19 protein-coding genes are annotated in these 19,235 nt (G+C 39.2%); 13 read left to right on the forward strand and 6 right to left on the reverse strand.

All coding sequences use genetic code 11. The annotated features are described in order from the left end of the window. The first annotated feature begins 198 nt into the window (after positions 1 to 198). Both ACNJYY_RS08640 and ACNJYY_RS08645 read left to right on the forward strand, forming a co-directional pair. A complete protein-coding gene (locus tag ACNJYY_RS08640; RefSeq protein WP_416731403.1) occupies positions 199 to 1,110 on the forward strand; it encodes a DMT family transporter in 912 nt (303 codons plus the stop codon). A gap of 77 nt (positions 1,111 to 1,187) precedes the next feature. Continuing rightward, positions 1,188 to 2,621 (forward strand): carbon starvation protein A, encoded by a 1,434-nt coding sequence (locus ACNJYY_RS08645; RefSeq protein WP_416731404.1) that lies wholly within the window; start codon positions 1,188 to 1,190, stop codon positions 2,619 to 2,621. Positions 2,622 to 2,719: 98 nt separating this feature from the next. Here ACNJYY_RS08645 and def read toward each other — a convergent pair whose 3' ends face one another. Beyond that, positions 2,720 to 3,271, reverse strand: a complete 552-nt coding sequence (gene def / locus ACNJYY_RS08650) for a peptide deformylase (protein WP_416731405.1) — start codon at positions 3,269 to 3,271, stop codon at positions 2,720 to 2,722. 552 nt (positions 3,272 to 3,823) lie between these two features. Between def and pdhA the strand changes: the two genes are divergently transcribed. The 4 genes from pdhA (at position 3,824) to lpdA (ending at position 8,733) form a co-directional block, all read left to right on the forward strand. Next, the gene (gene pdhA, locus ACNJYY_RS08655; RefSeq protein WP_066393280.1) at positions 3,824 to 4,906 is read left to right on the forward strand and encodes a pyruvate dehydrogenase (acetyl-transferring) E1 component subunit alpha; all 1,083 of its coding nucleotides are present in this window, start codon (positions 3,824 to 3,826) and stop codon (positions 4,904 to 4,906) included. A 1-nt stretch (position 4,907) separates the two neighbouring features. Continuing rightward, on the forward strand, positions 4,908 to 5,885 hold the full coding sequence (locus ACNJYY_RS08660; protein WP_144701024.1) for an alpha-ketoacid dehydrogenase subunit beta: 978 nt from the start codon (positions 4,908 to 4,910) through the stop codon (positions 5,883 to 5,885). A 102-nt stretch (positions 5,886 to 5,987) separates the two neighbouring features. Next, positions 5,988 to 7,316, forward strand: coding sequence for a dihydrolipoamide acetyltransferase family protein (locus tag ACNJYY_RS08665; RefSeq protein ID WP_416731406.1), 1,329 nt, complete (start codon positions 5,988 to 5,990; stop codon positions 7,314 to 7,316). Between the two features lie 4 nt (positions 7,317 to 7,320). Then, positions 7,321 to 8,733 (forward strand): dihydrolipoyl dehydrogenase, encoded by a 1,413-nt coding sequence (gene lpdA / locus ACNJYY_RS08670; protein ID WP_416731407.1) that lies wholly within the window; start codon positions 7,321 to 7,323, stop codon positions 8,731 to 8,733. A 567-nt stretch (positions 8,734 to 9,300) separates the two neighbouring features. On the opposite strand, the gene ACNJYY_RS08675 is transcribed toward lpdA, so the two are convergent. Then, a complete protein-coding gene (locus tag ACNJYY_RS08675) occupies positions 9,301 to 10,794 on the reverse strand; it encodes a glycine betaine uptake BCCT transporter (protein WP_416731408.1) in 1,494 nt (497 codons plus the stop codon). 133 nt (positions 10,795 to 10,927) lie between these two features. Next, positions 10,928 to 11,341, reverse strand: coding sequence for a DUF1885 family protein (locus ACNJYY_RS08680; protein ID WP_416731409.1), 414 nt, complete (start codon positions 11,339 to 11,341; stop codon positions 10,928 to 10,930). Positions 11,342 to 11,553: 212 nt separating this feature from the next. On the opposite strand from ACNJYY_RS08680, the gene ACNJYY_RS08685 reads away from it, so the two are divergent. Both ACNJYY_RS08685 and ACNJYY_RS08690 read left to right on the forward strand, forming a co-directional pair. Continuing rightward, complete coding sequence (locus tag ACNJYY_RS08685; RefSeq protein WP_137789786.1) at positions 11,554 to 11,853, forward strand: DUF3055 domain-containing protein; 300 nt, start codon at positions 11,554 to 11,556, stop codon at positions 11,851 to 11,853. A 112-nt stretch (positions 11,854 to 11,965) separates the two neighbouring features. After that, the gene (locus tag ACNJYY_RS08690; RefSeq protein WP_416731410.1) at positions 11,966 to 12,088 is read left to right on the forward strand and encodes a GapA-binding peptide SR1P; all 123 of its coding nucleotides are present in this window, start codon (positions 11,966 to 11,968) and stop codon (positions 12,086 to 12,088) included. A 42-nt stretch (positions 12,089 to 12,130) separates the two neighbouring features. Here ACNJYY_RS08690 and ACNJYY_RS08695 read toward each other — a convergent pair whose 3' ends face one another. Further along, positions 12,131 to 13,606 (reverse strand): aminotransferase class I/II-fold pyridoxal phosphate-dependent enzyme, encoded by a 1,476-nt coding sequence (locus tag ACNJYY_RS08695; protein ID WP_416731411.1) that lies wholly within the window; start codon positions 13,604 to 13,606, stop codon positions 12,131 to 12,133. A 123-nt stretch (positions 13,607 to 13,729) separates the two neighbouring features. Here ACNJYY_RS08695 and ACNJYY_RS08700 point away from each other — a divergent pair, with 123 nt between their 5' ends. After that, positions 13,730 to 14,689 carry an NAD(P)H-dependent flavin oxidoreductase gene (locus tag ACNJYY_RS08700; RefSeq protein WP_416731412.1) on the forward strand — a complete coding sequence of 320 codons (960 nt, stop codon included), beginning with the start codon at positions 13,730 to 13,732 and terminating at the stop codon, positions 14,687 to 14,689. Between the two features lie 103 nt (positions 14,690 to 14,792). On the opposite strand, the gene ACNJYY_RS08705 is transcribed toward ACNJYY_RS08700, so the two are convergent. Next, positions 14,793 to 15,422: a YktB family protein gene (locus ACNJYY_RS08705; RefSeq protein WP_416731413.1), complete on the reverse strand. Its 630-nt coding sequence runs from the start codon at positions 15,420 to 15,422 to the stop codon at positions 14,793 to 14,795. A 166-nt stretch (positions 15,423 to 15,588) separates the two neighbouring features. Here ACNJYY_RS08705 and ACNJYY_RS08710 point away from each other — a divergent pair, with 166 nt between their 5' ends. Together ACNJYY_RS08710 and ACNJYY_RS08715 are read left to right on the forward strand one after the other, a co-directional pair. Further along, positions 15,589 to 15,777 (forward strand): hypothetical protein, encoded by a 189-nt coding sequence (locus ACNJYY_RS08710; protein ID WP_066393326.1) that lies wholly within the window; start codon positions 15,589 to 15,591, stop codon positions 15,775 to 15,777. 110 nt (positions 15,778 to 15,887) lie between these two features. Next, positions 15,888 to 16,682, forward strand: coding sequence for an inositol monophosphatase family protein (locus ACNJYY_RS08715; protein WP_144701010.1), 795 nt, complete (start codon positions 15,888 to 15,890; stop codon positions 16,680 to 16,682). A 28-nt stretch (positions 16,683 to 16,710) separates the two neighbouring features. Here the strand turns inward: ACNJYY_RS08715 and ACNJYY_RS08720 are convergent, their stop codons facing one another. Next, positions 16,711 to 16,881, reverse strand: a complete 171-nt coding sequence (locus ACNJYY_RS08720; RefSeq protein ID WP_416731414.1) for a DUF5325 family protein — start codon at positions 16,879 to 16,881, stop codon at positions 16,711 to 16,713. A 152-nt stretch (positions 16,882 to 17,033) separates the two neighbouring features. Here ACNJYY_RS08720 and typA point away from each other — a divergent pair, with 152 nt between their 5' ends. Together typA and ACNJYY_RS08730 are read left to right on the forward strand one after the other, a co-directional pair. Beyond that, positions 17,034 to 18,869 (forward strand): translational GTPase TypA, encoded by a 1,836-nt coding sequence (typA, locus tag ACNJYY_RS08725; RefSeq protein ID WP_197194509.1) that lies wholly within the window; start codon positions 17,034 to 17,036, stop codon positions 18,867 to 18,869. 84 nt (positions 18,870 to 18,953) lie between these two features. Then, positions 18,954 to 19,232 (forward strand): YlaH-like family protein, encoded by a 279-nt coding sequence (locus ACNJYY_RS08730; RefSeq protein ID WP_231607497.1) that lies wholly within the window; start codon positions 18,954 to 18,956, stop codon positions 19,230 to 19,232. Positions 19,233 to 19,235: the final 3 nt, after the last annotated feature.

The raw sequence follows: 19,235 nt of genomic DNA on the forward strand, positions 1-19,235 counted from the left end.
TTAGTTAAGAATTAGTTTTCCGTTATTATTTTGTTGTCTAACCCATTTCCTAAATTTTTTTAATAAGCGCGTTCTCTTCTTCATTTATTACCCTCCACGGCTCTTTTTATTACTAGTATGTGTAGTTGAGTGGATATTTTTAGAGGGAAATTGTTACATTTTTTATTTGCTATATCATACATGAGAAGGGGTTAACCAATGAAATTATATTCTGCTCTCTTTGTTTTAAGTTTGATATGGGGAATGTCTTTCTTATTTATAAAAGTCTTACTTGGTATTTTTGATCCATGGCAGATTGTATTTATTCGTTGCTTGCTAGGAATATTGACAATCGTTCCTTTGTTTCTGATTAGCAGGCAAGCTATTGACTGGAAAGCACTTCCCGTGAAAAAGCTGCTTTTTGTAGGTTTTTTGAATGCTGGTCTTCCTTGGGGGCTGATTGCTTGGAGCGAAACTTTTTTAGATAGCGGGTATACGGCTATTTTAAATGCTACTACTCCGATTTGGACGTCAATGATGGGTGTATTCTTTTTCTCCATATCATTGCAATGGAAACAATGGGCTGGGGTACTCGTCGGTTTTATAGGTATTTTATTGTTGATGGACATTGATGCTCCTGGATTGACTAAGAATCAGTTGGGCTTAGGGATTGTTTTGATGCTCGTAGCTACGTGTTGCTATGGATACAGTTCACAATACGCAAAAAAACATCTTCAGAATACGACGGTTTGGATCACGGCTTCTTCCACACTATTTGCAGGTATGCTTCTAAGTGCTTTCATGATGTTATTGACGGAGAGTTGGACATTGCCTGAAAATCCCATTAACTACACGATTTTATTATCTCTTATCGGTCTCGGAGTCTTTGGTTCAGGAATAGCATACTTGCTATATTATTATATGATCTCTGCAGGTTCAGCCGAGTTTGCTACACTAGTCACTTACTTAGTGCCTGTATCTGCTGTAATGTGGGGCAGCGTCTTGTTAGATGAACAAATACACTCAAGTGCATTCTGGGGTTTGCTGCTTATTTTTGTGGGAGTCTATCTAACAGGGAAGAAAAAGAAGAAAAAGGACGTTTTACACCTAGAACGCGATAGAACAGCTTAAAAACATTCAATTTAAAATTGAGTGTTTTTTTTCTTTCGTGTAGAATGTAAGCGTATACAACGTGAGGAGGAATCTAGTTGATTACATTCTTAGTTTCAATTGTATTGTTAGTCGTTGGTTATTTTACGTATGGAAAGTACGTTGAAAGAGTGTTTGGAGTAAAGCAGGAAAGAAAGACTCCTGCTTATGCACAAGAAGATGGAATTGATTATGTCCCGATGGGTACAAAAACGAACTCTCTTATTCAGTTATTAAACATTGCAGGAGTAGGTCCGATTTTTGGACCTATCATGGGTGCACTATATGGTCCGGTAGCGTTTCTTTGGATCGTACTGGGAGCAATATTTGCAGGTGCTGTTCATGATTATTTAACTGGAATGATTTCTATTCGAAATCGAGGGGCGCATTTACCACAGCTTGCTGGTAAGTTTTTAGGAAATGCGATGAGACATGTCGTAAATGGGTTTACTCTTCTTCTTTTATTATTAGTAGGAACAGTTTTTGTTAGTGCTCCAGCAGCGCTAATTCATGATCTTACGGGAGATTGGGTAAGTTTAAGTCTCATCATTGGATTAATCTTTGTTTATTATATTCTTGCTACGCTCTTACCAATCGATAAGATTATTGGGAGAGTCTATCCAGTCTTTGGTGCGTTGCTTGTAATTAGTGCAATTGGAATAGGTGGGGGATTAGTAGTTACAGCCGCACCGATTCCAGAACTCTCATTTGAGAATATGCATCCCGATAACGTACCAATTTTTCCACTCTTATTCTTGACTATTTCATGCGGAGCACTTTCAGGATTCCACGCTACACAATCGCCTATTATTTCACGAACGACTAAAAATGAAAAAGAAGGAAGAAAAATTTTCTATGGCATGATGATAGCAGAAGCTGTTATTGCTATGATCTGGGCAGCAGCTGCAATGAGTTTATTCGATGGAAAATCATTATCAGGCATTATTGCAGATGGTGGACCTGCTGCAGTTGTTAGTGAAGTGTCAGTAACGATGCTTGGAGCAATTGGAGGAACGCTTGCAGTAATTGGTGTCATCATTCTGCCAATCACTTCAGGAGATACCTCATTCCGTAGTGCAAGAATGATACTAGCTGATTACTTCAACATCGGTCAAAAGAAATTATCTTCGAGACTTTGGATTGCGATACCCATGTTCGTTATTTCATTCTTATTAACGAAGATTGACTTTACATTACTATGGCGTTATTTTTCATGGGCTAACCAATCAACTGCTATGCTAGCTCTTTGGGTAGGAGCCATGTATTTAAAAAGATCGAAAAAGAATCATTGGATCGCTACGTTGCCCGCCATTTTTATGACGATGGTGACTGTTACTTACATTTGTAATGCTCCAATCGGCTTCGGTCTCTCAAACGGAATAGCTTATACGATTGCAGCAATAACAACTGTAGTAGCAACTTTCTTGTTCGTGCGAAGTAAACCAAGCGACAAAGAAGCAATGCTCGTTGATGATGATCGCGATGTAGCTTAAATGAGGGTTTTTATATAAAATCGTACAATTAGAAAAAGTAGTGTCAAAAAAAACTCACTAAGCTGAAATGACAGATTAGTGAGTTTTTTTGTTGATCGTTATCTTATTACAACAGAGTTTGCAGGAGGTTCAAAGGGCTGCTTTTCATTGATTCGGTCATAGAACATGATGCCGTCTAAATGATCCAGTTCATGTTGAAAACATATACCAGGAAGTCCTTTTAGTTTTAAGTTTACTTCTGATCCGTCAGGTGTAAATCCTTTTACCGTAACTTTAGCATATCGAGGTACAAGTCCAGGTACTTCTCTGTCTACAGATAAGCAACCTTCTCCTCCGTCTAAATAAGTCATCTGAACAGAATGACTAATGATTTTTGGATTTAACAGTGCATAACTGTATAAATTCCCATTTTCATCAGAAACATGAAAAGCAAAGATTCGTTTTGAGATTCCAATTTGAGGAGCAGCAATTCCGATACCCGGTCTTAAATTATATTTTGCTGCAATCTCTGGATCTTGGCTGTTCTTTACAAATTCAAGAAGCTCATTCGCCGTTTTAATGTCTTCGTCTGAAAATGGAAAAGGTACTTCGACCGCTTTTTCCCTAAGTGTTGGGTGACCTTCTCTTATTACATCTTTCATTGTTAACACAAGCAAAACCTCCGTGCCGATATACTTTTAAGTTAATTAATTTCCTCTTATCATAACATAGAGGATTTTTAATAAAAAAGAACGGGGATAAAATATTTTGGGCTATATTTTCGTCCAATCTTTTTTTGTAAGGTAGTCTACAGTTATCAAATATAAGCTGGAAAAGACTAATACAGCGGAAAAAATTATATGAAACAGTTAGGATAATGAGACTGGATAAACCTTTGATGAACAGGGTCTAAATATGTGATAACTATATGCAACCTATAGATTGACTGTATATGAGCAGTGGTGTAAACTAATTTACGTGAAAAGGATTGTTGTGTTACTCTATTTATATTAATTAGTAATACAGTTAGGGTGCCGCAAGATGGTTTAGCTCTTGAATACAAGGGAAAACTTCAGGTGGGTACACAAAGGCATACCTAAAAGCCTTTTAATAATATAAACCTGTCTTAAAAATGTTTCACTTTGGGCAACCTGTTAAATATGTGCATGTTTTTAAGATTAGGGAAAATTGACAGGGTAAAAGAAAGGAAGAGGTGACTTTTCATGACGAAAACAATTGATGCAGTTCAAGATCAATTTGAAACGTTTCAGATTCTTTCTGAAGACGGAGAAGTTGTTAACGAATCGGCAATGCCGAATTTGTCTGATGAAGATCTGCAAGAACTAATGCGCCGCATGGTTTACACTCGAATTTGGGATCAGCGTGCTATCTCTTTAAACAGACAAGGGCGTCTTGGATTCTATGCTCCAGTAGCAGGACAAGAAGCTTCTATGCTTGGAACTCACTATGCTTTAGATAAAGAAGACTGGATTCTTCCAGGATACCGTGATATCCCTCAAATGGTTTTCCACGGCTTCCCATTAACACAAGCATTCTTATGGTCTCGCGGACACTTCCAAGGTGGACAGATTCCTGAAGGTGTAAACGTATTGATGCCTCAAATCATCATCGGAGCTCAAATCATTCAAGCGGCTGGTGTTGGTTTTGGTCTTAAGAAACAAGGCAAAAAGAACGTATGTATCACTTACACGGGTGACGGTGGAGCATCACAAGGTGACTTCTATGAAGGATTAAACTTTGCAGGAGCATACCGTGCTAACACGATCTTTGTTGTTCAAAACAACCGTTTTGCGATCTCAGTTCCTGTTGAAAAGCAATCTGCAGCAAAAACGATCGCTCAAAAAGCAGTTGCGGCTGGTATTGAAGGAATTCAAGTTGATGGAATGGATGTTCTTGCAGTTTATGCAGCGACTCAACAAGCGCGTGAGCGTGCAGTTTCTGGTGAAGGTCCTACATTGATTGAAACTCTTACTTATCGTTACGGACCACATACGATGGCAGGAGATGATCCTACTCGTTACCGTACAAAAGACCTTGATAACGAATGGGAAAAGAAAGATCCACTTGTTCGTTTCCGTAAGTTCTTAGAGAAGAAGAACCTTTGGTCTGAAGAGCAAGAAAACAAAGTGGTAGAAGAAGCAAAAGAAGATATTAAAGCTGCGATCAAGAAAGCAGACGGAGCGCCTAAGCAAAAGGTTACTGACCTTATCGGCTTCATGTTCGAAGACCTTCCGTTCAACCTTCGTGAGCAGTTAGAAGAATACACAGCAAAGGAGTCGAAATAATATGGCTCAAATGACTATGATTCAAGCAATTACAGACGCTATGCGCAATGAATTAAAAAGCAATGAACAAGTTCTTGTTTTCGGTGAAGATGTAGGCCAAAACGGTGGAGTATTCCGTGCTACTGAAGGACTTCAAAAAGAATTTGGAGAAGATCGCGTTTTTGATACTCCGCTGGCTGAGTCTGGAATTGGGGGACTTGCAATAGGTCTAGGGCTTACAGGTTTCCGTCCAGTAATGGAGATTCAATTCTTTGGTTTCGTATTTGAAGTATTTGATTCTGTTGCAGCACAAATGGGTCGTATGAGATACCGCTCAGGTGGAGTTTATACTTCTCCAGTAACGATTCGTTCACCATTTGGTGGAGGCGTTAAAACACCTGAGCTTCATGCAGACAGCCTTGAAGGTTTAATGTACCAAACTCCTGGTATCAAAGTTGTTATTCCTTCAACTCCTTATGACGCAAAAGGTCTATTAATCTCTGCGATTCGTGATAACGATCCAGTAGTTTATCTAGAGCATATGAAACTATACCGTTCTTTCCGTGGCGAAGTGCCTGAGGAAGAATACACGATCGAACTTGGAAAAGCAGATGTGAAACGTGAAGGTAAGGATGTTTCTATCATTACTTATGGTGCTATGGTTCACGCATCACTAAAAGCTGCTGAAGAATTAGAAAAAGAAGGCATCTCTGCTGAAGTGATCGACCTTCGTACAATCAGCCCTCTTGATATCGAAACGATTATGGCTTCTGTTGAAAAAACAGGTCGTGCTATTGTTGTACAAGAAGCTCAAAAACAAGCTGGTATTGGAGCGTTCGTTGTAGCTGAAATCAACGACCGTGCAATCCTTCACTTAGAAGCACCTGTACTGCGTGTAACTGCACCAGATACGGTATTCCCTTATGCTTCTGCAGAAGATGTTTGGATTCCAGATCATCGCGATATTGTAGATAAAGCAAAGAAAGTCTACAATTTCTAAAAAAATGATTGTTAGCTGAAAGAGACGTCTTTAAGAGACTGTTTCTTTCAGCTCTTTCACATCAGTGACGAAAAGATAGTTATAAAATAGGAGGCGTTAATCGTGGCATATGAATTTAAGCTTCCCGATATTGGAGAAGGAATTCACGAAGGTGAAATTGTAAAGTGGTTTGTAAAAGCAGGGGACGAAGTTAAAGAAGACGATATCCTGCTTGAAGTACAAAACGATAAAGCTGTAGTTGAAATTCCATCTCCTGTAGACGGTAAAATTCTTGAACTTAAAGTAGATGAAGGAACAGTATCTGTTGTTGGTGATGTTCTAGTAACAATTGAAGCAGAAGGTGAAATCCCTGCTGATGCTCATGGCGGTAGCGATGAAGCTCCGGAACAGCCTAAAGCTGAAGAAGAAAAAAATGTGACTGCTGATCAAGCTAAAGAAGCTGACAAATCAGAAGCTAAAACAGATAAAACGGAAGATACAGCTAAAGAAGAACCAGCAGACGAATCTAAGCGTGTGATCGCTATGCCTTCTGTTCGTAAATATGCGCGTGAAAAAGAAGTAGATATTCGTAAAGTACAAGGTTCTGGAGATAACGGACGTGTACTTAAAGAAGACATCGACAAATTCGTAAGTGGCGGCGGAGCAGAAGCAGCACCACAAGCGACTGAAACTGAAGCAGCTCCAAAAGCTGAAGCGAAGAAAGAAGCGCCTAAAGCAATTCCTGCTGGCGAAATGGAAACTCGTGAAAAGATCAAAGGAATTAGAAAAGCGATCTCAAAAGCGATGGTTAACTCCAAACATACAGCTCCTCATGTTACACTAATGGATGAAGTGGACGTTACTGATCTTGTTGCACACCGTAAGAAATTTAAGCAAGTAGCTGCAGATAAAGGCATCAAGCTTACTTATCTTCCATACGTGGTAAAAGCATTAACTTCTGCATTACGTGAATACCCTATGCTTAATGCATCTATCGACGATGCAAACGAAGAAATCGTATACAAGCACTATTACAACATCGGTATTGCGGCAGATACAGATAACGGACTAATGGTACCAGTCGTTAAAGATGCTGATCGTAAATCCATCTTCAAAATCTCTTCTGAAATCAATGAATTAGCTACTAAAGCACGTGATGGTAAGCTTTCAGGCGAAGAGATGAAGGGCGGATCTTGTACAATTACGAATATCGGTTCTGCAGGCGGTCAATGGTTCACACCAGTAATCAACCACCCAGAAGTAGCGATCTTAGGTATCGGCCGTATTGCTGAAAAAGCAGTTGTTAAAGATGGAGAAGTAGTAGTAGCTCCTGTTTTAGCTTTATCTCTTAGCTTTGACCACCGTCTGATCGATGGTGCAACAGCTCAAAATGCATTGAATCACATTAAGCGTTTATTGAACGATCCACAACTATTAGTAATGGAGGCGTAATTCGATGGTAGTAGGAGATTTTCCAATTGAGTTAGACACACTTGTCATAGGTTCGGGTCCTGGGGGATATGTTGCAGCAATTCGTGCAGCGCAATTAGGACAAAAAGTGGCTATTGCGGAAAAGGCAGAAATGGGCGGCGTTTGTTTGAACGTTGGTTGTATTCCATCAAAAGCTTTGATTAATGCAGGTCACCGTGTAGAACATGCTAATCACTCTGAAGATATGGGGATTACTGTTGATAACGTAACAGTTGATTTCAGCAAAGTTCAAGACTGGAAAGCAGGCATCGTTAAGAAGCTTACTGGCGGAGTTGAAGGACTTTTAAAAGGAAATAAAGTTGAGATCATTCGTGGTGAAGCTTATTTCGTAAACGAAAACACTGTACGTATCATGGATGAGAAGAATTCTCAAACATACACGTTCAAAAATGCGATCATCGCTACTGGTTCACGTCCTATTGAAATCCCAGGTTTCAAATGGAGTGACCGTATTATCTCTTCTACAGGAGCTCTTGCTCTTAAAGATATCCCTAAGAAGATGGTAGTTATCGGTGGCGGTTATATCGGTATGGAGCTTGGAACAGCATATGCAAACTTCGGTACAGAAGTAACAATCCTAGAAGGCAGCAAACAAATCCTTCCTGGTTTTGAAAAGCAAATGAGCCAAGTCGTTTCAAAACGCTTAAAGAAAAAAGGCAATGTAGAAGTATTTACAGAAGCTATGGCTAAAGGCGTTGAAGAAACTAAAGACGGTGTTACTGTTACAGCTGAGATCAAAGGTGAGTCTAAGACTTTTGAAGCTGACTATGTTCTCGTAACGGTTGGACGTCGTCCAAATACGGAAGAACTTGGTCTTGAGCAAGTAGGTGTTGAAATGACTGAACGCGGTCTGATCAAGATCAACAAAAAAGCTCAGACAAACGTTAGTGGTATCTATGCAATCGGTGATGTAGTTGAAGGTCCAGCTCTTGCTCACAAAGCTTCTTATGAAGGTAAGGTAGCAGCTGAAGTGATCTCTGGACATGCTGCAGAGATCGATTACATGGCTATCCCTGCTGTAGTGTTTACAGATCCTGAACTTGCAACAGTTGGTTACGATGAGAAATCTGCTAAAGAAGCAGGATTTGATGTGAAAGCATCTAAATTCCCGTTCGCTGCTAACGGTCGTGCTCTATCCATGAACGAGACAGATGGTTTCATGAAACTTATCACTCGTAAAGAAGATGGACTTGTACTAGGAGCTCAAATTGCAGGTGGAAATGCTTCTGATATGATAGCGGAACTAGGTTTAGCGATTGAAGCGGGTATGACTGCTGAAGATATCGCTATGACGATTCACGCTCATCCGACTTTCGGAGAAATTTCTATGGAAGCAGCTGAAGTTGCAATTGGACTTCCTGTACACATTGTAAAATAAATAACAAATGAAAACCCCTTGTGGCTGTTTATACAGTTCACAAGGGGTTTTTTTCTGTTCAATCATATATAAGTAAACGCATCATAATCTTTATTTAGAAACACTTGTCTAAAAAGAAGAATTTAGACAGTGGATTTTTCTAATTTGATTAAGCCCTATCAAAATAATGAATATAGTTAAAATGGAGGAAGCGATGAGAGTTTTATTATGCACTTTCATTCAGATTGTAATGTGGTGCGGTTATTCAATCGTACTGTTTCTCTCACATCATGACCATAATTTTTTTGAAACAATATTAATGTTGATGTTTGGGTATTTCAACTTTCTGGTTGCCCAGCGATTGAACATAAACAAATCAGTTGCTCTAAACATGACAATATCGTTAACACTTATTTATGTCACAGGTAAAATGATGATTGGATAATCGTAGATGCCCCCTAAGCATTGTGGCGAGCCTCTGAAATAAGCGCAAAAGCTGCATGACGCTCACCAACGCCACATGGAAAACGGGGAAATCTGAGCGCATATCAATTACTGTAGGGAAGCCACAATGAATACCATAAAAGCTTATTTTAATTTTGTCTCTTCAGAAAGGGCCTTTTTAAGAGATATCATCATAAAGATCAATACAAATGCAAATGGGAAAGCTGCGATGATCGATGCTGTTTGTAATCCTTCTAATCCTCCTGTATACAACAAGATGGAAGCTGCCGCTGCTATAACAATACCCCAAATAAATTTTGTCATAGAAGAAGGATTCAATCGACCGTCACTTGTCTGCATTCCAAGGACGAAGGTAGCTGAATCAGCAGATGTAATGAAGAATGTACTGATCAGGAAAATAGCTAATATGGACATGATCGTTCCGAACGGAAGATGTTCAAAGAGCGCAAAAAGAGCAATCTCTGTACCTTTGTCCGCAATGATCTTATTTAGACCGACATTATTAAAGATTTCTAAATGTAGGGCTGCACCGCCGAAAATCGAGAACCAAAGTGCTCCAAAAACGGTCGGGACAAGCAATACCCCCATTATAAATTCGCGAATTGTTCTTCCTTTTGATACTCGGGCGATAAATGTACCAACAAACGGTGCCCATGCGATCCACCAAGACCAATAGAAGACTGTCCACCCTTGTATCCAGCCGGCTTCACTAGGTCTGAACGGACTGAGTTTTAAACTCATACTAGGAAGGTACTGCAGATAGTTACCAAGAGATTGTACGAATACATCCATGATAAAGTTTGTTGATGACGCGAAAAGCAAGAACGCCATTAATAGAACAGCTATCATAATGTTCAGGTTACTTAAATATTTTATCCCTTTGTTTAACCCTGTTTGAGCAGAAAGAGTAAATAATACAGTAACGATGGCAATGATAATCATTTGTGTGGTGAAGTTATTTGAGATGTTCGTTAAATAAGAAACTCCACCACTAATCTGTACAGCACCAAGTCCTAAAGAGGTTGCAACTCCAAAGATCGTGGCAAATACAGCAACGATATCTATCGTTTTACCAATCGGTCCATGAACTCTGTCTCCTAACAATGGTGTGAATATTGCACTGATCAATCCCGGTGCACCTTTTCTAAACTTAAAATAAGCAAGTGACAATCCGATTAACGTGTAGATTCCCCAAGGGTGTAATCCCCAATGAAAGAAGCTGTATCGAAGCGCAGCTTGAGCAGAGGCAGCATTTCCTCCTTCTCCGGAAAGTGGGGTATAAAAGTGGCTGATTGGTTCAGCTACACCCCAAAAGACAAGCCCTATACCCATACCAGCACTAAACAGCATAGCAAACCAAGTGATTGTTGAGTACTCTGGCTTGTCATCTGGCTCTCCAAGTTTAATTTTTCCGTACTTACTAAATGCTAGATATAATACAAAGATTAAAAAGCTTGTAGCTGAAAGCAGGTAGAACCATCCAAATTTTTCTTGTAAGAAATTTTGAATAACGGTAGCCTTAGCTTGGAATTCGGTAGGAAATAAACTTCCTATGATAACAAAAACGACAGAAATTATTAGTGAAACGATAAAAACAATATTCGGTTGTTTTTTCATTTCTTCACATCCTTTCATGATATGTATTCATTTTATTTTCCCCTAAGGGCCCGAAAGTTTACATTGTAGTAAAAATAAAATAGGAAGTCCAATCATATGATTGGACTTCCTATAGAAAAAACCTTGTTCCTCTTTACTTTTTGGGATAATAATACATTACTCTTCCGTTAAATAGGTGTAGTTCACCCTTAAGTTTTGAAGCGATAAACTTACAAAATTCATTCGCCTTCCCCTTATCGCCATGAGTGGAGATGTCAGTTAAAGTAAATTGTATATAACATTGTTCAAAGTTATCTGTTCCGATACCAACTAAAATATATTTATTTTTTCTTTGATCTAATCCTTTTAAGTAAAACCATTTCCCTTCAGCTTCTTCCTTTTCCTCAATCGTGTATGGAAAAGCTGCGTCTGCATAGCCCCATGATAATTGTTCGCCTGTTTTTGTCGTGATAGAACGATAATAAAGCAGAAGGTCTTTGAGTTCCTCTATAGTGATCACTTGTTTTAATGATGCGGGAACAAGCTTGACATAGGCGCTTTGAGACATCTGATCCACTCCAATTTGTAATTTTTATCGTCGTATTAACATACTAATAGTATATCATATTTTAAGAAGATTTTGACAAATCAAGTTTAAAACTTCTTATATGAGGGAATTACTCTTACATTCAATGACATTTTTATTAGTATAACTTATTTAATTCCAGTAATGAACGACCCGATCGATGAACGAGGTAATCATACGAGGAGGGGTATAATATGGAATGGTTTGAAAAGTTGTATGACGAGAGTGAGTCCGTGAATGTCCGGTTTGTAGGTTTTACTACAGATACGGTTAGGTATGATTTTGGCATAGTCTATACGAATATGTTTTTTGGTAAACCCTTAGTAGTATGCATGCAAACAGGAAGGTCAGCGCTTTTAGATTCAAATGATATAGGGAATCTTGAATATATCAAGCAGGCTTTTCACATTAAAACACTTAAAGAAGCTGAGGATCTGGCGCTTTTCTTTGAAGAAGCTGTACCGAACATCCAAACGATAGAACAATATGATTAAATAACATATTTTTTTAATGTGTTATACTAAATGTGTTGACAAAGTAAATGTGACATAATATTATAAGGATATAAACGTAAGCGCTTTCAAAATGTGAAGGGAGATGGGACGGATGGGAGTAATCATTTGCCAAACTTGTGAAACAACAATTGAACATTTTGAAGAGGAAAAAGTGACCACTTTGTATTCAAACACATGCCCGCATTGCCAAGAGCAAACGAACTTAGATAAGTAAGAAGAAAAGAAGACCTCATGGGTCTTCTTTTTTAATGGATAATTATCGAATTGCTACTTGTTCTTTAATAACCTTTAGATACTTTAAATCTGCATTTTCTGGGCCTTGAACGGGTAGACCGGCTTCAAGGTTTTCTTTAATATAATCCAAATTTTCCTTCGTGATGATTTCACCGGGAATGAAGATCGGTATTCCTGGCGGATAGACCATTACGAACTCTGCGATAATCCTGCCGGCAGATTCTTCGAAAGGTACACTCTCTGTATTTGCGTAAAATGCATCACGAGGCGATAGTGCGAGCACTGGTATATCTGGAACATGTACAGGTATCGATTTTATCTCTTCATTCTTTGAATGACTTAATTCATCAGAAAGTTGAGATAACGCTTGAACGAGGACCATCGTATCTTTTTCATGATCAGCCGTTGTGATCAAACATAATATGTTGTACAGATCAGATAACTCTACTTCAATATTAAAGTTTTGACGAAGCCATGTTTCAGCTTCATACCCTGTAATGCCAAGATCTTTTACTGAGATTAAAAGCTTAGATGGGTCATAATCAAATGTAGCAGAAGTGCCAAGCTTTTCTTCACCAACACAATATAAATTAGGAATATCATTGATCTTTGCTCGTGTTTCGTTGGCAAGTCGTATCGTTTTCTCAATAAGTGTATACCCTTCAGTTGCAAGGCGGCGGCGAGCTGCATCCAATGAAGCGAGAAGGATATAGGATGTAGATGTCGTAGTCATCATACTAAGAATGGTTTGCACGCGTTCTGGTGATACAAGACCTTCTCTCACGTTTAATATAGAACTTCCCGTCAGTGATCCGCCTAATTTATGAACACTTGTTGCTGCCATGTCTGCTCCAGCTTGCATCGCAGATAGCGGCATGTGATCATGAAAGTGGATCAAAACACCGTGTGCCTCATCTACAAGAACAGGTACTTCAAACCGATGAGCAATATCAACGATTCCCTTGAGGTCAGCTGCAAAACCAAAGTATGTCGGGTTGATGACCAGTACTGCTTTTGCGTCAGGGTGCTGATTCAAAGCTTTCTCTACGCTGTCTGGCGTGATGCCGTGTGAGATTCCAAGCTCAGGATCGATTTCAGGGTGTATAAAAATTGGTGTTGCACCTGAAAAAACGATTGCTGTCATGATTGACTTATGCACGTTGCGAGGTACAAGAATCTTATCTCCTGGTGACACGACAGACATGATCATCGTCATGATGGCACCGCTTGTTCCTTGTACAGAAAAGAAAGTGTGATCTGCTCCAAAAGCTTGTGCCGCAAGTGCTTGTGCTTTTTTTATCATTCCTTTTGGATGGTGCAGGTCATCTAATGGTGTAATGTTAATCAGGTCAATTGATAATGCGTTCGGTCCAATAAAATCTTTAAATTCTTCATCCATTCCTTGTCCTTTTTTGTGACCCGGAATGTGAAACTGCAATGGGTTCTTGTTTGCATGTTCACGCAAACCAGTAAATAAAGGAGTTTCGTGTTGAGACAATGTATTTTACACCTCATCTATTGTTAACTTATAATGAATTTCATCTTTTTATAAAACAAAAGAAGTATAACAGAAAATGCATGAAGATGTAAGTAAATGATTTAATTTTCAAGGAGGAAATAAATGAACACTAGGCTGACTGAACTTTTACATATTAAATTTCCGATTATACAAGGTGGGCTCGCATACTTGGCGTATTCTGAACTTGCGTCAGCGGTTTCTAACGCGGGTGGTCTAGGTCAGATTACAGCTATGTCATTACCAGACTCAAAAGCGTTAAAAACTGAAATTCAAAGAACAAAAAGATTAACATCAAATCCTTTTGGAATTAACTTTGCGATCGGACAACATGGAAGACCGTATGAAGAGATGCTTGAGGCGGCAATCGAAGAAGGGGTTGAAGTTATCAGTGTAACAGGAGGGAATCCTGCGCCTGTATTAGACCGTTTAAGAGATACAGGTATAAAAACATTAGTACTTGTATCAAGTGTCAGACAAGCTGTGAAAGCAGAACAATTAGGAGCTGATGCTGTTATGGCAGTAGGTCAAGAAGGCGGTGGCCATATTGGGAAGGATGACACGGGAACATTTGTCTTAGTTCCTAGAGTTGTGGAGAATGTTTCAATTCCAGTAATCGCCTCAGGAGGTATAGGTGACGGCAAAGGACTGATGGCTGCGCTTGCTCTCGGGGCGGAAGGGGTTGAGATGGGTACGAGGTTTATAGCGACAGAAGAATGTGTTCACGCACATCCCTTATATAAACAGCTTGTGGTTGAAAGCTCAGAATTAGATACAGTGGTTATCAAGAGAACATTAGGAGCGCCCGGCAGAACGCTGCGAACAGATTTCACACTTAACATTTTAGAAGAAGAAAATAAGGGTGGTACATATCAACACTTAAAAGATTTCATTAGTGGAGAAGCGAATAAAAAATTAATCTATGAAGGAAAAAGTAAAGAAGGTTATGGTTGGGCTGGACAAATTATTGGAAGGATCAATGATGTACCTTCAGTAGAAGAGTTGTTCAACAGGATGAATGCGGAAGCTGAAACCGTTAAACAAAAATTAAACAACCTTTTCTAACACTTTTCTAACAATGAGGATACTTACCCATACATTTCTGTTGTACGGCAATATACTAGTGGTAAGAAGCAGCGATATTCTGCTTCCTGCCACTATTTTTTATCTACAGCTTCTTTTTTAGCTCATATAGAGGCAACAGTGTTTTAAACGTTTCATCAATTCGTTCGTACCAATCATTCTCAGTCATGGATACAGCCTCATCTCTATCAATACGAACGCCACAAAGTAGTTCTGCTTTTTTTACAGTGCTAAGACGGGTTGCCATTTCTTCAAGACGTTCCTTTTTCACCTCACGATGTGGAAAGCTATCTGGTTTCATATGATCATCAGACCACACAAAATCGTTTGGTATATTCTTCTTAATCTTGTTTATATTCTTTCGGATTATTTGTCCGTATGCATCCTTGATTGGTGCTTCGTAAATGAGCGCGAACCACAGAAATACATGTGTTTCCCAAAGTCCTATTTGAAAATGCGGCAACATTTTATAGCCTCTTTTGTTAGGTGCGAAGGCTACCCATGTATCCTTTGGAGGATTTACCGTTCTTCTTGCATGTTTAGCAACGTGAAAGAACATCTCTTCTCCCGTAAGAGCAGTAAGTTCTTCTGCATATTTATTACCTAAGGCCTCTAGTTTTGGCCGAATCTGGTTGATGATTTCTTCCATTCGCTCATCAAGTCCTTGCGTTTGGAAAACCTTAAAGTCTGAATCATTGAATCCGTTAAATGTCATTTGAAAATCCTCCTGGTCGTCAAGTGCTACAAAGAATTTTAACATATGAAAAGCTTTATAAAAAAATGTTTGCATTAGATTCCGCAAAGTGCCGTTTCCATATACATGGCTGCTTCATAAAATGAAGAAAAGAAGATAACGAGAAAAGAAAGGATGTGCCGGTGAAATGAAACAAGTAATGAACACTTTGAAAAGAACGGATGCAGAAAGAAGAATTCCTGTCTTAAAACTTGAGATTGATTATGAACTAGCTACTTTGTTTGATGCTTTAAAAGCGAAAGATCAAAAACAGATCAATGAATCGAAACGTAAGCTCGAACGATTAAGGCTGGAGCTCGTGAGATTAGAAGCATGATCCAAGCTGATAGCGGATAACAAAAACGAATCCATCATGAACGGATGGTTCGTTTTTTTGTGAAGAGAATGAAATTGACTTATACTATAAGAAAGGTAAGGAGTGAAAACATGACGAACGAAGAAATGATTACGGTAGAGAAACACTTGAAGACATGGACACTTGAAGCCGCACAGCTCTTAAAAGATTCTTTTCAGAACACATTAACGATTACATATAAATCACATATCGCTGATCTTGTAACAGATATGGATAAGAGTATTGAGAAATTTTTCATCACTAAGATTCAACAAACCTTCCCGGATCATAGAGTACTTGGGGAAGAAGGATATGGCGATGAAATAAAAGGGAACTCCAAAGGTGTTATTTGGATTATCGATCCGATCGATGGAACGACAAACTTTATTCATCAACAAGCTAATTTTGCGATCTCTATAGGCATATATGAAGATGGTATAGGGAAATTAGGACTCATTTACGATGTGGAGGGAAGTAACCTTTATTTTGCTAAAGAGGGTGAAGGTGCTTATTTGAATGATAAGAAATTACCGAAGTTAGAAGAAGTAACTTTATCAGAATCTGTAGTTGGTGTTAATGCAACTTGGGTTAGTCCGAACAGACGCATCAATCATGAACACGTACAGCAGATCATCAGAAAATCTAGAGGGACTCGCTCATATGGATCTGCAGCGATCGAACTTGCTTATGTTGCATCCGGTAGACTAGATGCATATATGACACTTCGACTATCACCGTGGGACTTTGCGGCGGGTTTGATCCTTTTGAATGAGGTTGGTGGAATTGTAAGCCGAACAGACGGTGAACCTGTTCAGCTTCTCGAACAAAATAGTATTCTGGCTGCAAAGCCTGGATTGCATAAAGAAATATTAGATCATTTAATATAAAACGAGTCTTAAAAAAGAGAGCGTTCGATTATGAACGTTCTCTTTGCTTCTTTTTTAGAGTAAAACCATATCCCATAAGTAAAAATACAGAAACGATCGATATAAGAAAGATCAGCCAGCTTTTTTCACCAATAGCTACTCCGATGCCGCAAATTGCAAATGCCGTCAATAGAGCTATAAAAAAGAAAATAATATTCATGATGACCTCCAAAGCCAAAAACTTGTCTATACTGTATTAAGTGTACCGAATTTACATAAAAAGAAAAAGCCTTTCTGTAAATTTGTGATATAATAGTCGAGTTGAACAAAAAATGATAAGAAAAAGAGATAGGATATAAGGAGAGAATAACTTTGAATAGAAGAGATGATTTACGCAATATAGCAATTATTGCCCACGTTGACCATGGTAAAACGACATTGGTGGACAAATTGCTACATCAGTCAGGAACTTTCCGTGACAATGAACAAGTTAATGAACGTGCTATGGATTCCAATGCTCTAGAACGTGAGCGCGGAATTACAATTCTAGCTAAAAATACAGCGATTAACTATAACGAGAAACGCATCAACATCATGGACACGCCAGGACATGCCGATTTCGGTGGTGAAGTTGAGCGTATCATGAAAATGGTTGATGGTGTTCTACTTGTTGTCGATGCATATGAAGGTTGTATGCCTCAAACGCGTTTCGTTTTGAAAAAAGCGCTAGAGCAAAAGTTAACACCAATCGTAGTTGTAAACAAAATTGACCGTGATTTTGCACGCCCTGAAGAAGTAGTAGATGAAGTAATCGATCTATTTATTGAACTAGGTGCTGAAGAAGATCAATTAGAATTCCCTGTTGTTTATGCATCTGCGCTCAAAGGGACTGCTTCAATGGACCCAAGCAAGCAAGATGAAGATATGACAGCTCTTCTTGATACGATTATTGACACGATTCCTGCACCAGAAGATAACAGTGCTGAGCCACTTCAGTTCCAAGTTACGATGCTAGATTATAACGACTACCTTGGACGTATCGGTATTGGCCGTGTATTCCGTGGAACGATCAAAGTAGGTCAAGCCGTTTCATTAATGAAACTTGACGGATCCGTTAAAAAGTTCCGTGTTACAAAACTGTTTGGTTTCTTAGGATTAAAGCGTATCGAGATCAACGAAGCAAAAGCGGGAGACTTAATCGCCGTTTCTGGAATGGAAGAGATCAACGTTGGGGAAACAGTATGTCCTGAAGGTCAAGAAGAAGCGCTTCCTGTTCTTCGTATCGATGAGCCAACTTTGAAGATGACTTTCTTAGTTAACAACTCACCTTTCGCTGGTCGTGAAGGTAAGTATGTAACAAGCCGTAAAATTGAAGAGCGCTTGATGTCTGAGCTTGAAACAGATGTAAGTCTTCGTGTTGAAAACACGGATTCACCGGATGTTTGGACAGTTTCTGGTCGTGGTGAGCTTCACCTTTCAATCTTGATTGAAAATCTACGCCGTGAAGGATTCGAACTTCAAGTATCAAAACCTGAAGTAATCGTTCGTGAAATCGATGGCGTAAAATGTGAGCCAGTTGAACATGTTCAAATTGACATCCCTGAAGAGTACACAGGTGCGATCATGGAATCTTTGGGAGACCGTAAAGGTGAAATGAAGAACATGGTGAACAATGGTTCTGGACAAGTGCGTCTTGAATTCATGGTACCTGCTCGTGGTCTGATCGGTTACACAACTGAGTTCTTAACACAAACACGCGGTTACGGAATCCTAAACCACACGTTCGACAGCTATCAGCCGATGGTTGCTGGAAACGTTGGTGGACGTCGTCAAGGTGTACTCGTTTCCATGGAAAACGGGAAAGCTTCTCAATACGGAATCATGGGTGTTGAAGACCGTGGTACGATCTTTATTGAGCCAGGAACAGAAGTATACATGGGTATGATCGTTGGGGAACATACTCGTGAGAATGACATTACAGTTAACATCGTAAAAGTAAAGCAGATGACTAACATGCGTTCTGCGAACAAAGACCAAACAGTAAGCATGAAGAAGCCTCGTATCATGTCACTAGAAGAAGCATTAGAATACTTGAACGATGACGAGTATTGCGAAGTAACACCTGAAAGCATCCGTCTTCGTAAGAAAGTACTTGATAAGAACGAGCGTGAAAGAGTAGAAAAGAAAAAGAAACTTGCTCAAGGCTAAACGTATTTCTTAACAAAACGATCGGGAGTGGGAATCGTGGAGGAACAAGAAATCATGAAAGCGACAGGGGAAGATTCGTCCTCCATGGCATTGCTGCTAGGGATTGAGAACGACCCTGTCAGAGCTTTTCTGCTGTTATATCTCATCATAACAGTGTTAAGCATCATTGTTTTTAAGTTGGGATTTGCAAAAAAACTACCGCCGTTAAAAGCGGTAGTGATCTATTTGTTTTTGATTATCGGATGTTTGCCACTAGCATTTTTCGGTATCGGTTTGCCGGTCGCTGAAGGGTTAATGGTAGCTGCACTCATTTTGATCATCTATAAAGTCCGGCTTCATCAGAGCAAGAAAGAAAAAAGCTGATAG

Source organism: Fictibacillus tiangongensis, assembly GCF_048083785.1.
In the GTDB taxonomy this organism is placed as follows: domain Bacteria; phylum Bacillota; class Bacilli; order Bacillales; family Fictibacillaceae; genus Fictibacillus.

What these genes read in the sequence shown, in the direction of transcription:
- ACNJYY_RS08640 (WP_416731403.1), top strand. Translation starts at nt 199, where the DNA reads ATGAAATTATATTCTGCTCTCTTTGTTTTAAGTTTGATATGGGGAATG.
- pdhA (WP_066393280.1), top strand. Translation starts at nt 3,824, where the DNA reads ATGACGAAAACAATTGATGCAGTTCAAGATCAATTTGAAACGTTTCAG.
- ACNJYY_RS08660 (WP_144701024.1), top strand. Translation starts at nt 4,908, where the DNA reads ATGGCTCAAATGACTATGATTCAAGCAATTACAGACGCTATGCGCAAT.
- lpdA (WP_416731407.1), top strand. Translation starts at nt 7,321, where the DNA reads ATGGTAGTAGGAGATTTTCCAATTGAGTTAGACACACTTGTCATAGGT.
- ACNJYY_RS08675 (WP_416731408.1), bottom strand. Translation starts at nt 10,794, where the DNA reads ATGAAAAAACAACCGAATATTGTTTTTATCGTTTCACTAATAATTTCT.
- ACNJYY_RS08680 (WP_416731409.1), bottom strand. Translation starts at nt 11,341, where the DNA reads ATGTCTCAAAGCGCCTATGTCAAGCTTGTTCCCGCATCATTAAAACAA.
- ACNJYY_RS08685 (WP_137789786.1), top strand. Translation starts at nt 11,554, where the DNA reads ATGGAATGGTTTGAAAAGTTGTATGACGAGAGTGAGTCCGTGAATGTC.
- ACNJYY_RS08690 (WP_416731410.1), top strand. Translation starts at nt 11,966, where the DNA reads ATGGGAGTAATCATTTGCCAAACTTGTGAAACAACAATTGAACATTTT.
- ACNJYY_RS08700 (WP_416731412.1), top strand. Translation starts at nt 13,730, where the DNA reads ATGAACACTAGGCTGACTGAACTTTTACATATTAAATTTCCGATTATA.
- ACNJYY_RS08705 (WP_416731413.1), bottom strand. Translation starts at nt 15,422, where the DNA reads ATGACATTTAACGGATTCAATGATTCAGACTTTAAGGTTTTCCAAACG.
- ACNJYY_RS08710 (WP_066393326.1), top strand. Translation starts at nt 15,589, where the DNA reads ATGAAACAAGTAATGAACACTTTGAAAAGAACGGATGCAGAAAGAAGA.
- ACNJYY_RS08715 (WP_144701010.1), top strand. Translation starts at nt 15,888, where the DNA reads ATGACGAACGAAGAAATGATTACGGTAGAGAAACACTTGAAGACATGG.
- ACNJYY_RS08720 (WP_416731414.1), bottom strand. Translation starts at nt 16,881, where the DNA reads ATGAATATTATTTTCTTTTTTATAGCTCTATTGACGGCATTTGCAATT.
- ACNJYY_RS08730 (WP_231607497.1), top strand. Translation starts at nt 18,954, where the DNA reads ATGGCATTGCTGCTAGGGATTGAGAACGACCCTGTCAGAGCTTTTCTG.